12 protein-coding genes and 1 pseudogene are annotated in these 14,021 nt (G+C 53.3%); 7 read left to right on the top strand and 6 right to left on the bottom strand.

Annotated features, from left to right (window positions below):
* Positions 1–655 precede the first annotated feature (655 nt).
* The 4 genes from MHY24_RS10250 to MHY24_RS10235 all read right to left on the bottom strand — a co-directional run bounded on the left by MHY24_RS10250 (position 656) and on the right by MHY24_RS10235 (position 3,276).
* On the bottom strand, positions 656–1,459 hold the full coding sequence (locus MHY24_RS10250; RefSeq protein WP_239230434.1) for a hypothetical protein: 804 nt from the start codon (positions 1,457–1,459) through the stop codon (positions 656–658).
* A 144-nt stretch (positions 1,460–1,603) separates the two neighbouring features.
* Complete coding sequence (locus tag MHY24_RS10245) at positions 1,604–2,107, bottom strand: NAD(P)-dependent oxidoreductase (protein ID WP_239230432.1); 504 nt, start codon at positions 2,105–2,107, stop codon at positions 1,604–1,606.
* Positions 2,108–2,116: 9 nt separating this feature from the next.
* Positions 2,117–3,025, bottom strand: a complete 909-nt coding sequence (locus MHY24_RS10240) for an EamA family transporter (protein WP_239230430.1) — start codon at positions 3,023–3,025, stop codon at positions 2,117–2,119.
* A gap of 8 nt (positions 3,026–3,033) precedes the next feature.
* Complete coding sequence (locus MHY24_RS10235) at positions 3,034–3,276, bottom strand: hypothetical protein (RefSeq protein ID WP_239230428.1); 243 nt, start codon at positions 3,274–3,276, stop codon at positions 3,034–3,036.
* A gap of 199 nt (positions 3,277–3,475) precedes the next feature.
* Here MHY24_RS10235 and MHY24_RS10230 point away from each other — a divergent pair, with 199 nt between their 5' ends.
* The 4 genes and pseudogenes from MHY24_RS10230 to MHY24_RS10215 all read left to right on the top strand — a co-directional run bounded on the left by MHY24_RS10230 (position 3,476) and on the right by MHY24_RS10215 (position 6,305).
* Entirely contained in the window at positions 3,476–4,030 is a 555-nt protein-coding gene (locus tag MHY24_RS10230; protein WP_239230426.1) for a MarR family winged helix-turn-helix transcriptional regulator, read from the top strand.
* Between the two features lie 649 nt (positions 4,031–4,679).
* Positions 4,680–4,922 (top strand): annotated as a pseudogene (locus MHY24_RS10225) (IS256 family transposase); the annotation flags it as partial.
* A 479-nt stretch (positions 4,923–5,401) separates the two neighbouring features.
* Entirely contained in the window at positions 5,402–6,058 is a 657-nt protein-coding gene (locus tag MHY24_RS10220; protein WP_367398060.1) for a ParA family protein, read from the top strand.
* A 10-nt stretch (positions 6,059–6,068) separates the two neighbouring features.
* Positions 6,069–6,305, top strand: coding sequence for a peptide transporter (locus MHY24_RS10215; RefSeq protein ID WP_239230422.1), 237 nt, complete (start codon positions 6,069–6,071; stop codon positions 6,303–6,305).
* A gap of 85 nt (positions 6,306–6,390) precedes the next feature.
* On the opposite strand, the gene mobF is transcribed toward MHY24_RS10215, so the two are convergent.
* Positions 6,391–10,842 carry a MobF family relaxase gene (gene mobF / locus MHY24_RS10210; protein ID WP_239230420.1) on the bottom strand — a complete coding sequence of 1,484 codons (4,452 nt, stop codon included), beginning with the start codon at positions 10,840–10,842 and terminating at the stop codon, positions 6,391–6,393.
* Positions 10,843–11,070: 228 nt separating this feature from the next.
* On the opposite strand from mobF, the gene MHY24_RS10205 reads away from it, so the two are divergent.
* Positions 11,071–11,445: a 3-deoxy-D-manno-octulosonate 8-phosphate phosphatase gene (locus tag MHY24_RS10205; protein WP_239230418.1), complete on the top strand. Its 375-nt coding sequence runs from the start codon at positions 11,071–11,073 to the stop codon at positions 11,443–11,445.
* Between the two features lie 34 nt (positions 11,446–11,479).
* On the opposite strand, the gene MHY24_RS10200 is transcribed toward MHY24_RS10205, so the two are convergent.
* Entirely contained in the window at positions 11,480–11,743 is a 264-nt protein-coding gene (locus MHY24_RS10200; protein WP_157420840.1) for a hypothetical protein, read from the bottom strand.
* A 223-nt stretch (positions 11,744–11,966) separates the two neighbouring features.
* On the opposite strand from MHY24_RS10200, the gene MHY24_RS10195 reads away from it, so the two are divergent.
* Positions 11,967–12,230, top strand: coding sequence for a ribbon-helix-helix protein, CopG family (locus MHY24_RS10195; protein ID WP_086892526.1), 264 nt, complete (start codon positions 11,967–11,969; stop codon positions 12,228–12,230).
* A gap of 376 nt (positions 12,231–12,606) precedes the next feature.
* Positions 12,607–13,566, top strand: coding sequence for a replication protein RepA (locus tag MHY24_RS10190; protein WP_239230416.1), 960 nt, complete (start codon positions 12,607–12,609; stop codon positions 13,564–13,566).
* Positions 13,567–14,021 lie beyond the last annotated feature (455 nt).

Here is a 14,021-nt window from a genome sequence, read left to right as displayed (position 1 = left end):
CATTGGCATCCGTTGTGGACGTGCCTAGGTCGTCAATCAGTTTCGCGATTTCAGGGTTAGCAAGAAGCTTCTTTTCAATCGCATCAATCTTGGCCTTATCGGCCGGATCTCGTCTTGTCACAGTAGTCATTCTGGCTTATCTCCTTATGCGGGATCGGTTCCCACACACAAACCATCAGACACTCTCCCTGCTAGCAATACTGGCTGAACTACCTTCCACTTCCCCACTGGCCCGCGACGCCGGCACACTCGCCAAGTTCGTACGCGCAGCACAACGGAATCTGGCCCAACAGTGTCCTGCAGATAACCCGGACGAGCTTCTAGAATTAGCCACCAGTCTCAAAGAACGACTGGAAGACGCTCAATAAAAGGAAACTCCCCTAGTGCTTCTCGTCGTTGGAAGCACTAGGGGAGAAGCCACCTGCGGGGGATTGTGGCTTTTTTATTTTCCTTCCGTCCGACTATGCGCCGGGGGAGGTGCGCTGCGGACACCCAAAACCATACCGCCTTACAGCGCGCCCGCAACCGGAGCGAAAAATAGAACAACAATTACTTGCTTTGGGGGGTATGCGACAAAAAGACACACTTTTTGTCGCATATCCCGGATCGGCTTTTGGGCTGACAGCTTTTAAAATGGGCGTCGCTTTTTGAGGGCTCAGACTAGGTGAGAATTGTGGTTCTGGGCGGACAGTCTGAAGATGTTGTCAATGTCGCCTGTGACACTGCGTCCGAAATTATCAAATGCTTTCGAGGCATTCGTGGGAGGAAATCGATCTACCATTCTGTCTACTTCGGTGCGGCCTAATGGGAGCAAGTTGGGGTAGCTCCACATGAATGCAAAATGCCCGTTCGGACGAACTTGGGCTGTATCTGATGAAAAAAGCCAGGTTCCGCCACTTGAATTTTTCCAAACCAAAATGCTTGAACCTGGGAAGTGGCCACCCAGTTCAACGAGTTTTGCTCTTGGGCTTAAATCCACCTCTTTACGCCACACCACCTTGCGCGAGATGGCTTCATTCGACCACTTTAAGTCGAGTTCATTTACGAGTACCGTCCCGTTGTATTCGACCGCCCAATGAGATTGAGCTCCGAACATATGTGGATGACTTGCAGCAATAGAGACATTGTGGAGGCCTTGCTGAATTCTGGGGGTTGGAGTTTGGTTCCGAAAAGTGATGGGAAGTGGATCCCAGAGAAGCCAACCGTCGCCAATATTCAGCAGGTAGGACGTGTGCCCTATTCCAATCACGGGCTCCGTTTTTAGTGCATAAGCATCTGGTTCAAGTTCGGTGGCTTGAATTGTGAAGTCTGTTAGAGCTTCACGGTAGATCCATTTTTGCCCGTTTGGGTCTAGATACTGTCGGTCATCGTTGCAGATCTCACAACTTCCCGGTTCCGGGTCAGGTGCACCGCGATTTTCGACCCCACAGTTCCTGCAAATGGGACTGAGCTTTTCCATTAGTATCCGCCAGTTACAATTCGGTGCCCAGAAGGAGACTCGATCTCGTTGAGAAGAAGGTCGGCGAAATCGCGCCAACTTAGCTCGCTGACTCCGTCCTGGTTTTGGACGAGGGATGAGAATGACAATCGGTAGTTTCCCAGTTCAGGCCCGTCGATCAAGTTGGCTGGGGGGGGCAACGTAGGTCCAGTCGGAGTCTGGAAGACTTTCCATTAAGGTGTCGAATTGGTTGGTTGATGCTACAGCAATGTCGCGCCAGGCATCCTGAACAAATTCTGTATTGATTGTTCGCGGTGCACCCTCATCGTCTGAGACTGGCAAACTTCCAGCTCCACCGCTGACCACCAACCTCACACCGAGGTCGTGGCAGACTTCCGCAACGTTGATACTTCCTTGGACTAATTCAGCTTCCCTGCCGGGGCTGGGCCGGGTCGCGTTAACCACGACGTCAACACCGGACGCTACAGAGGTCAAAAAATTTTTGTCGTATGCATCGCCGTGGATAAGTTGGGTGCCGGGGCCAGACAAGAAATCCGGTGTGCTCGATCGGGTTACACCTGAAACCGAGTGCCCTCGCGAAATTGCCAAACGGCTTAAAACCGCGCCAACCTGCCCGTTGGCTCCGAGGATAAGAATGTGCATCTTCATCAAACTCCTTTAGCTAGAAGAATCTTTGAACTTTAGAAACGAGAGAAACTGTGAGGGTTGAAGCTGGGACAAGAGAATTGTGCACAGGCATAGCAGGAATCCGAGCCACTGAACGGTGCTCAGGCTCTCTCCAAGAATCACGAGACCGAGCAAAGTCGCTACTAGTGGTGAAAGCAGTGGCAGGAACCCAGCGGAAACTGCAGATACTTTGGCCAGTCCAGAGAACCAAGCCCAGTAAGTGAGCAGGCCACCCACAAGTGAGAGCCAGAGGTAACCCATTAAAGAGGTGGAAGTAAGCGCTGGGGGATTCCCTTCGAGAAGAAACGCTATGGGGATGAGCATCAAGCCTGACCAACTCAACAGCCAAGATGTCCAAGTGAATGCATCGGTGGGGCGCCCCCATCGCTTTGTCAGTACAATTCCGAGAGCCATGCTGGCGGTCCCGACTATCCCTGCTGCAATGCCAACCCAATCGAGGCTAGCTCCGGGAGCGAGGACCATTATTGCAATTCCAAAAACTCCGCATACCGCCCAGCCAATGCGCCAGAAGGTGGGACTCTGTGCTGTGAGTAGCCATGCGAAGGTGATCACGAAGAGAGGCTGACAGGCGGCTAGCACAGACGCAATTCCTCCGGGAAGTCGATACGCGGCCAAGAACAAGAGCGGAAACCAAATGCCGATGTTCAACACGGAAAGTATTGCTGATCGGATGATCCAAACGCCTTTCGGAAGGGAGCGGCAAATCAGTAAACCGAGGATCCCTCCGGGTAGTGCCCTCAGGACGCTAGACCAGAAGGGAAATCCCGCTGGAAGAAGTTGGCTTGTTACAACGTATGTGGTGCCCCAAACTATTGGCGCAGATGCGGTGACTAGTGTCCACAAGAAATTGTCACGCGACGTAAATTGAGTACTGGTCATATCTAACCTCATTTCTTCGCTACTGAATCGAGGAAGAATTCAGGTTTAAGGCTTCTAGCGATTTGAGCTGCGGCTTTTACCACTTCAACCATCACGTCAAAGTTCGCCGTTTGGGATCGATTATCGGTCTCTGAATCAATGGCGCGCATCACAAACTTCGCTGGAGACCCAAGCTGTTCGATTAAATGTTTGGTGTCTTCTACGGAAATATCATCCTTGCCAGATGGAAGACGAGTGGGATACCAAGTCAATTGGCACCACTCTCGATCGCCAGTTTCGCTTCTTCGATGTCATGAATTCCTGCAACTTGGATTACTGGGTCCATTGATCAGTTCCTTAACTGTTTACCGCCTAGACAATAAAGAAGCTTAACTGAAAAGACATACATATGTTTTCTACTTGGGTAAACTCTTGGTAAACACTCGACCCCTCTCAATTAATATAGGTATGATGAATAATATAAACAGGGAAAACCTAAGAGCTAGAATGCTAAGAGACCAGAGAGCGAGCGCGCTGATTGAGCAATGGATCGAGGCGAGGCCTGATACCGATATTCGGGGAATGTTGGTGACGAGTCGAATTATTCACTTGCGACAAGCCTTAGAAGATGTGTTGAGCGATTGCCACGAATCTGTAGGTCTGCGGGGATGGGAGTTCGATATTCTAGCAACTCTCCGCCGCCAGCGGCCCGGGGTTCGGCTCACCCATAAGGGACTCTCGGACCTTGCTATGGTTTCGAAATCGGCCATCTCGCAGCGGATCGATAGACTTGTAGATCGTGGTCTGGTGAGAAGGGTGGAAAATCCTGATCAGCGTCGGGAAGTATTCGTAGAACTTACTGAACAAGGTTATTTGCTCGTCGAAAGGGTAATTGATGAGCATGCTTCTTTATGCTCAGAATTTATCTCACCGTTAAATGACGATGAGTATGAACAGCTTAATGGTCTGCTCGATAAGCTGCTGATTAGAAGTGAGCAAGCCCCGGGGTGCTCATCCAATCTTTGAGTTGAAATCGCTAGAATCTTATAACTATTCACTCCTAGGGTCAGTACCTACTGGTTCGCGCGATCTGGGTGAATGATTTTAATCGATAGGATCGTGCCTCTTGGCCCAGTACTTCTCCGTCGCTCGAATCTGCACTTCGACCTGTTCGTAGTCCGAGTGCTGCCAACTGCTGGAAATCTCCGGGCCGATGAACAGTCGTCACGCCCCGCTCCACCGCCCGTCGCTCCCAGCTCCGCACTTCGTCGCTCGCCAAACGGCGGGGGTTGCGGTGAGGCATTCTTTGACCGTCACCTGGATCGGAGGACTTCACCCTTTGCTCGCAGAGGGGGGCACCATAGTTTCGGAGGCAAGTGGGCTTAGGACGCGCGCTAGCCCAGAGGAGCGAAGCCCCTTGCGGGAGTAGGCACGTCCTCGCTCCAGGACCGCATTTATGCCTACAACGTCATTGCGTCTTCGAATTTGATCTATCCGCACCGTAGTTCAGCTGCTAGGCTGTGGGGTGTGACGAGTTAGTGTTCGTACACAACAGCCCCCGAAGGCTGCTATCCTTTGAGGACTGTTCTCGGGCCTTACAGCCCGAAGTGATCAACGATGGTGTGAACCAACTTGACCACTTCGGTCGAGAGCTTTACAACTCCCGCCACCAGACAATGCTGAGCTGCGCAAAACTACCCGAAACCGGGGCCAGTTCCCGAACGATACAGCAGCACTGAAGACGCTTTGGCTGATGATTTGCAACATCGAAGACAAACGCGCTGCCAAGCGCGCGAAGCAAGCCAAGCGCGCCGTTGAGTGCAACGGGTATACTGAAGGAGCGAAGGCCAATGGCTGGAAACAAGCCATCGACCAACTAGCTGTGGCATACCCAGACCGATTCGCGGACTACCTGTAAACCACCCCCGCACACAAACTATCGGACGCTCTCGCACTAGGCGCAACAGTGCCGCCAAGCACCTACAAGTAATGCAAGTGGAACTGCCTGCTACTTCCCCACTGGCCCGCGACGCCGATACGCTCGCTAAATTTGTGCGCGCAGCACAACGGAATCTGTCTCAACAACGGCCTGCAGATAATTCAGTCGAGCTTCTCAATTTAGCCACCAGCTTCAAAGAACGGCTGGAAGGAAAGCGATAAAGGAAACTCCCCAGGCCGCGCTCACAGGGGGCACTGGGGAGAAGCCGCTCGGGGGAAGCCTATATCGGGCACCCACAGAATACTTACTATCCCGCTTTCCGCAACCGGAATATCCCTCGGCAAGTGGATAGCTTTAAATTTTAGAATGCTGATATATGTATATGCGCATATAAACATATGAGCATAAGGTGGTTTTAGTTTATTTCCCTACTTAACGGTTCCCATGCGCATAGCATGATGTACACACATGCGCATGTCACTACCAGCGTAAATTCTCCCTGGACCTATTCTCATTGTATGACTCGAGTAATTTCCGTAATTCAGTCGAAAGGCGGGACGGGAAAAACCACACTTTCGGTAATGCTCGCAGAGGCAATTCGGAAGATGGGCTATACGGTCGCAGTCGCAGACGGCGACCCCCAGCAATCTGCCACCCGATGGGCATCCAAAGTGGAGGATTTTCCATTTCCTATCGAATCTGTCCGCAGCTCAAGTGACTTCTCTGGAGTTGTCAGGAGGGGGAATAATCCGGACTTTCTTATAGTCGACACCCCTCCAGGTGGTCTAGCTTTCATAACCGAAAGCGCCGAGGCTGCCGATTTAGTTCTTCTTCCAACCGGTGTTTCCCCGATGGATATTGATCGAACGCAGGTAACGCTTTCTTGGCTAATAGAAAAGGGGATACCAACAGCGGTTGTTCTGTCGAATGTTGACAGGAGGGAAAAACTTCTAGATGAAGTCCATGCCGAGCTGGAGGGCGATGAGACTGCAGCGCTTGCTGAGACAGTCATCCCAACTAGGGCGGCTACACGTCGTGTTTTTGGAACAAAACCCAGTAGTACGAAGGTTTGGGATTCTTTGGCTCGAGAAGTAGTCGCAGCATTTGAGGATTAAGGGGTAAACGATGGCAATTCCAAAGGCTAAGAATAAGGCGCGGGAAGAATCGTCTGGGAATAGGTCGGAGAGCTCGCCTTCAACAAAGATGTTCGCTCAAGCTAATGATAAAGCGACACGTCTTCAGTTGTACGTCCGCGATCGGCAATTGATTAAAGAACTCAAACTTGCCGCAGTGGAAGAAGAGAAGAGTATCTCCCAGCTTTTTGAAGAGTGGGCAACACGATGGCTCGAGGAAAGACGCTGATTATCTGGCCTATATACCTACATACACATGTACTCATATAGGCATATACACATATACGCCTCTAGTGCTTTGGCTTCGCTGTTTTCTAGAGCTCTGGGCCTTGCTCTTCTTCAAGCTCATCAGCGGGTGCTTGTTCGTCGGTGGTGTCGCTGTCGCTGGTAACGCTTTGCTGCTTACCACCTAGGCCGAGGCTGGCGAGGAAGTCGAGGCCAGCTTGCGCGCCCTCGTGCAGTTCGTCGGCGTCTTCATCTTCTGCTGTGGTCTCAGGTGCTGGTTGCTCTTCCTCTACGGTGTTCTGGACGGCGGCGTCTTGCTCATCGTGGTGAGTCTCGTCATTGTCCGGTTCGTAGGCAGCAGCAATGGTTTCTGCGACCATGTCGCGGATTGCCTCTTGTGCTGGCTCATCTACGCCCAGGCGGCGCAGTTCGTAAGTGCGCTGTGCGGCCAGGAGGTTTACTTCATCGGCGATGTAGCCTGCATGGTCGGCAACATCGTCGGGGATTTCTTCTGCGCGCAAGCGTGCGGCGATGTCTGCGCGGTCGGCGAAGTCCATTTTCTCGCGGCGAATCGTATCGAGGTGCTGTTGAAGCCTATAGGTGTGCTCACTGTCGTGGTGTTCGGCTTCGCGCAGGCGCTTGTCCCATTCTTCTTGGTCGTCGGCGCGGTAGCAGATTTCCTCCCACAAACCTGCCTCCGGCAGGTTAGCGCCGGTGTCTTCAATGGCCTGCTGCGCTAGGCTGCGGCGCTGTTGCGCCTGTTCAAGACGCTTGTGCGCATTGTCTATGCGCTGCTGGTAAGTGCCATAGCCTGCAGCGTCATGGTCGTAGGCCCGCTCGGCTACCGGGCGGGCGTAGTCTTCTGCCAGTAGGCGTTGGTGCTCAATGTCTGCCAGGGCAGCTTCTTCTTCACGCAAGGCGGCACTGTGGTCTGCCATGGCTTTCTCGTAGGCGCGAATACGCGCAGCATCAAGACATACCTGCTGGAAGTTAGCCTTTACCTCGTTAAGGGCTGCGTCTTTGTCTTCGTAGAGGCGAGTAGTAATACTTGCTTCCTGCCAGGTCAGCGATTCCACCTTGGAACTAGCAAAGCGTGCGTGCTCTGCCAACACCTCCTGGTTAAGCCGGTTGAGGTTATGTTCCTTTCCGGTAAGTCGGGTGGTCTCCGCACGGTCGTAAGGATTGTGGGTGCGAAGCCACGTATCGAGTTCCATGTCCGCATGCCTGGAGATAGGGGGCAGTTGGTTGCGTTTGCCCGTATCAAGCTGGCGGAGCTGTTCATCTAGGCGGTAGCGGATAAGCCGTGCCGGATCATGAGCATTGTCAATATCGCGGGTAGCAGCGTCCATGACGGTGCGCGGGTCAATACCTGCGTCAATAAGCTGTGCCCAGCCATAGCGGATAGGTGCGACACCGTCGTCGCTGGCGTCAATCTTTTGGGCAAGGTCGCCGGGCAGGGTGTCGATCCAGTCGGGTAGGTAAGCGTCGATGAAGTCGTTGGTGGCTTCATCTTTGCCCATAAGCCACAGGCCCATCATGCGATCGGGTGAGGTCTGCTCGTCTACAACGTCGGCTATGACCTCGCGTGCGGCCTTCGGGCTGTTATCGCGCGAGATTGCCTTATTAAAGACGTCCCTGATACTCGGGGCATGGTCTATGCCTTGGTAGTGGTAGTGGCCTTCCTCAGCAAGTTCATCTAGCTGGTGCTCGGTGACCGCATAGATGTGGTTGGCAAGCTTGCCGCGTGTAAGTGCCACATACAGCCCTGCCCTATCTACGTGGTGGTCAATAACGGCGCGGGTGCAGTCCACGGTGCTGCCCTGGGCGCGGTGGACGGTAGCAGCGTAGCCTAGCTGCACATTGTCGTGGACGTAGTCTGCGGGCAGGCACAATTCCTCGCCGGTTGCTGTGTTGCGGGCGGTGATACTGCCGTTCTCGGCAATTCCGGTGACCGTCATAAGGGTGCCGTTGTTGATACGGGTACTCGTTGCGGTCTCGTCGTCGTAGAAAGTCTGGTTTTTGCGCGCCAGAATCGTATCGCCCACGCCTGCTTTTTCGCCTCTAGAAAGCTGGGCTTCCACGGTGGTGTCAACAACGCTCTGGGCGATGTAGTGGGCGCGGATTGTCTCGTTGAGTTCTGCCACATCGCGGTTGGTGGCAGCAATAAGCAGACTGGTTTTACCGCTAGAAATATCAGCCAGGTAGTCTGCTGCGGCTTTATCTAGCATGTCGCTGCGTGCGCCACCATTGACCCAACCACGCTCTAGGTAGAAGTCGAACGTAGAAGAATCGCCCTCGCGCAAGCGCAAGCTGGTAGCAGATTGCTCACTATCTCCACCGAAGCGCACGACTTCGGAGAGTTGATTATCACTGCGGCCAGAAGCGTTGACCATTGCTCCGAAAAGTCCGCCGTTTTCGACCGCGCCGAGCTGTTTATGGTCACCGATAAAGCGCACGACTGCGCCTGCTTCTTCGGCAATTTCTAACAGTGAGCCGATGTTAGGGGTCGAGGCCATGCCGGCCTCGTCGACGATGATCATGTCGCCTGCGTTAATGGATACTGGAAGGTCTTTGAGGCTGTGGCCGGGCTTGGTTGGGTGGTTTCCGCACCAGGTGTAGGTGAGTTTGTCGATGGTAAAAGCGTCAAAGCCTAAGTCTTTAGACAACACCTCTGCCGCCTGTGCGGACGGGGCCAGACCAATCACATTGCGGCCCTGGTTCGCCCAGACGTTGGCGACAAGACGCATAGATGCGGTCTTGCCGGTACCTGCCGGGCCTACGCCGGTAGCAGCCAGTGTGCCGCAGGTAAGCAGGTAGCGCGCCATGGATTCCTGCCCGGTGTTAAGGCGGAACCCAGCCTCTGCTTCGTGCTCATCGAGCGCTTTATCAATCGCTGCCGATGGTGCGAATGCAGCTACCGGCTCGTTGAGTGCGGCCAGTGCTTTGTCTTCGGTATCGAGAATGTCCTGGGTGGTATAAAGCTCACTATCAGCGCGGGTATCGCGGGCTTTACCTGCCGTGTTTTTGAGTGCTTCGGGCAGTTCCAGGACGTCAAAATCATTCAAGGAAATGGCCTTATCGCGCACAATTGCTTCCACCACAGTGGCATGGATAAGGTCGCGCTCGGCAAGAGACGCAAAGCGATAGCCCTGGAGCTTTCCACCCGCCGCAGTAGCTACATGCGAGGCACGAAAGTAGGAACGACGCCTGGTAACTGTGTCTAAAACCTCGTCAATAAGACCCGGAAGGTGTTCCTCTGCGTGAAAGATTGGACGCTCATCACGGCCAGAATTTGCGGCAAGGTGAGCGATAGCAGCGAGTTCTTCTGCCCCAGTATCACGAGCAGAAACTTCCGCTTTCCAGCCTGCGCGAAGCTCTGTGAGGCTTTCTGGTTCACGCTTCGCGTCACGGGTTTCCAAGATAGCTTGCTGCCACAAACGACCCACCTCAACCGAGTTTGGCGTTGTGCCACGCTCGGCAACAAACTCTTCAACAAGGCGCTTATAGACCGGCTGTGCGCCGCGTCGACGCTTAGAAAACGACTCCATCAACGACTGCGAAATACCGTCGATCTCCCACGTGGGTTCCTTATTTGCCCCGTGGTCGCAGGCGGTGAATGTGTAGCCCATTTGGTTAGAAAGCAGGGTGTTCAAGATGGAGTCATAGCGGTGCGAAATGGCCTGCGCTTGCTTGTGCAGCGCCTTGGAATCAAGCGATAACCAACGTCCGTCTTCGGCTTGAACCTTGTTGGATACCAGCACGTGCGAGTGCAGATCAGGGTCGCCTGCGCGCGTATCGTAGTGCTTAAACTCGGAGGCAATAACACCTTTTGTCTTGATTTGTTCGCGCCCCTGCTTGCCAGAGCGAGTGAAAAACACGTTGTCTTCTGCCCACGCTATAGCCTCGCTAACAGCCTGGTGATGAAGCGCCTCAATACGCCGCGCGGTCTCTTCATCAGACAACGCCCACGCCACCGACACCGACTTTGCAGGCGAAAAAGTAAGGTCAAAACCCGACACAGACTGGCGCACATTGTCCTTTAAACCGTTAACCCAGTTGACAACTTCCCGGCCCGATTGCGGCTCGACTCCGTGTTCTTCAATAAAGAATTCTCGGCCAATATCCTGGACTAATTCGGCACGTTCTTGCTTGCTCATCAACGTGCCAGTGGTCTGCCTATGGCGGCGTTCCGCGTCACGCAAAGCAACCAAAACCGGCACATCGTCAGTGAAATTAGCGAACGGTCGCCCCAGCTGAACGTCCTTGATTTTCTGACCTTCGGACATCTTCATATCCGCATCCGGATGCAGGCCCTCGCCGTACAACGCGGCCATTTGAGACTCGGTAACTTCCCCACCTTCGGTGACCGTTTCGGTATTCAAACCTGCCAACCCAGCACCTAGCCAACGACCTGGCGGAGTTCCCTTCGCGTCGTAATACTTCGACAAACTTGGCGCGTCTGTCGGTCCATCATTGGTAGCCACAGAGCGCAACAGGTACTCATAACCTGTTCCGCTGTTGACTACGCGCAGGGTCATCATGCGCCCTAGTCTAGCAGCCAAAACCCGATTAACACTAAGAGTGCCAATAGTGTGTTGTGAAAAGGGCGCTCGCGCCCGCCGCTGCAGGTCTACAACGCTGTCGAAAGCCTGCAGGGATAGTCCGCTGATTGCTTCCGACTACGCCGAACTTCCCGCGTGGTGTTTGTGTCAGGAGTGGAGCGGTGCGTTCGCTGGCATTGTGGGTTTATGGTTACCGCAAGTAGAAGTTTGAAGAAGCGTCAGGAACTGCGTCAGCATCTCGAAGAGGAACAGCGTAAGCTTCGCGACCGGAAGAAGAGCATTAACTCGTTGCTTAGCCTTATTGATCTGCGAGACGAGTTGAACGAAAAGATTGGTGAAGTCTCACAGTCCATTATCGACCTAGGTGAAGCTAAGGAATTTGTGCGCGAGCTCGTCGGTGTGAGCCAGCGAGATGTCAACGCAATGCTCAAGACTGCTAAGGAGTCTTCTCCTAGTGTGAACGATTCACCTATAGAAGACGAGTCGCATACTGGCGACAGTGAGCGCCAGGACGATGACGAAGCCGCCAGCGCCCTTAGTGGCGCTGGCGGCGATGGTGACTATAAGAAGGGTGCCCAGTAGAAAGAAAGACAGTCTTCGGTGTTAGCGGCTGTGGTTACTGTTGCTCGTTCGGGTCGTAATACTCACCGGGGTTGGCGGGCGCGGCGTCATACGTGTTGGAGTAGGGCGAGTCGTTGGTCTCATCCGTGGCGCGCTCATAGTGGTCGGCCATGGAGCCAACCATCACGCCGAGGAAAGCGAGGAAGTACCAGGCGATTACTCTGCCTAGTGCTCTGATGATTCCTGTCCCCAATCCTGCGCTTCGTATCTGGGCAATGAGCATCCAGACCGACATGGCGATGAGTGCAGCTGGGGACATGGTTGGTAACCGATAAATGGCAGTACGTCCACGGAGGCGTCCTTCCTCTCTGCGGCGCGCGCCGCTCATGATGCTGCTAAAGAGTTTGAGAAAAACTCCTCCAGTCTTACGTATAGTAAACATTGTTTACAGAATGTCGATTAAATAATTCTATCGACAGTCCCAAGAGTGGCAGCAAGCGTAAACAATGTTTACGCTTGCTGCCAAGGAGAGGATACTGCATATGAAACAAGCACCCCACCCTTCCGGACGTGTGGTGTCTGTACGGATGCCAGATGAAATCATTGAACGACTCGACGCTCTCTGCGATAGGACAGGACGTAGTCGAGGTTTCTACTTAAAAATGGCTATTACAGCCATGCTTCCCAAACTAGAAGAATTCCATTGGAATCAAGTGGCTGCAGACTTCGAAGAGAAGACAATCAACAACCTGTTTAACCAAATAATGCTCAACGGGCTAAAAGACGAGTCCGAAGAACAAGAGTGATTCCACTAATGCCTTAGGTTCCGAGCAAGCTTCATCAAAGCAAACAGCCGATAAGGCTTCTTGGCAAGAGCCGCCACTATTACTAAATCTCCCAGTAAGTCACACTGATGTGATTTAATAGGCGGAGAAAATAAAAAGCCGCACCCCACACTCATGAGGTGCGCAGCGCGAGCGGCACACACCCTCGGTTCAAGTCCAGGGCGCGCACATTCCTCAAACATGAGGAAACCCCCGCATCATCGAGCGCCAACTCTAGCGGGGGCTCAAACCAAAAATCGACACCACCGTGTCGGTTAAGACTTTACCACTTCCACACGGACAGTGAGCAAAGCACAACACGGGCGGTGTCGATAATCCGAAAGGAGACCACGACACCATGCAGCCCCCACACAACCCCAATGAGCGCCGTGCCAAGCTCGAAGCAGTCAAAGAACTAGCCCGCAGGCAAGAACACGACGCCGCACAAGAACTCCTGCAAGCCCAAGACGTCGGCTACACCTCCAAGCTTTTTGTCCAAGCACTCTTCCCCTACCGCAAAACCGACAATAAAGAACGAGTTCTTCAAAACGGAGATGGAAAAATTGTCATCTATTCAGGCGAAGGACTCCCCTACGGCAAGTACCCGCGCCTCATCATGGCCTACATCATTACTCGCACTGTAGAAAACGCGGGGCGTCTCAAAGAGGGGAAGATTAATCACGAAGAAGCGCTACACATCCCACTTGGTCGCTCGATGAACCAATTCCTCCAAGCAATCGGCATTGGCCAGCGCGGCACAGGGGGAAGCAAGGGCACTCTAACTATCGTTCGAGAACAGCTCCTGCGCCTAGCCGATTCACGAATCACTGTGAAATCCGATGATGGAATTCGAGCACGCGGAAAGCACACCCAAATCGTCGACGATTGGGATCTTTGGTTCGACACCCGCGACCCCAACCAGGGCAGTTTCATTGAGTCTTACCTCAAACTCACACCCCAGTTTTTCGAGCACGTTGCCGAATCCCCCATCCCTATCGACCTCAACGTCCTACGCGAGCTCAACAAACCACGAGCCATGGACTTGTACATCTGGCTTACCGTAAAGCAATACTGGCTGGCTAAAAACAACCGCGACGCCTACACCTTCACTTGGGAGATGATCGCTACCAGCTTCGCCACCAAAGAACTTGCGACCGGACAAGACTGGGCCCACTTCCGCGCTGAGATTAAAAAAGCCATTCTTGAACTCAGCACCGCGTGGCCCAACGCCGGCATTACAGCCGACACAGACGGAGTAACGGTCACGAGAACTGCCCCATCAGTTCAGCAGAAACCACCACGCCCCGAACTCGACTAAACAGAACGCAGAAGACTAGCGCCCTCCGGGGCGCTTTCTTTTTACCCAAAAGCCCCTGCGCAGATTTACCGATACGACTGCGCAGATTTACCGATACCTCAGAAGCCGCAGGTCAAACTGCGCAGATTTACCGATACCTCAAAACTAACTGCGCAGATTTACCGATACGACTGCGCAGATTTACCGATACGACTGCGCAGATTTACCGATACGACTGCGCAGATTTACCGATACACGCCTAGTTATCCACAGGGTTTTACCTGCGGGTTTACCTATTTTCCCAGGTGGCTTATAACTATATCCCTGTATATCTATATCCCCAGCCGATCAACCAACAAAACGTCATCTTATGGGTTATGGTTTAGGCTCCCGCCTCGCCTGACGGCTCGTTGGGCTGCCGCCCAAATCAATAGATTTGGTTGCCACCACACACCCCACAACAACCACACACCTTA

Origin of the sequence: Corynebacterium sp. ACRPQ (genome assembly GCF_022347225.1) — a bacterium.
Classification (GTDB): Bacteria; Actinomycetota; Actinomycetes; order Mycobacteriales; family Mycobacteriaceae; genus Corynebacterium; species Corynebacterium tuberculostearicum_D.
Note: the sequence above shows the minus strand (reverse complement) of the source record. Positions and strands in the feature narration are given on the sequence as shown.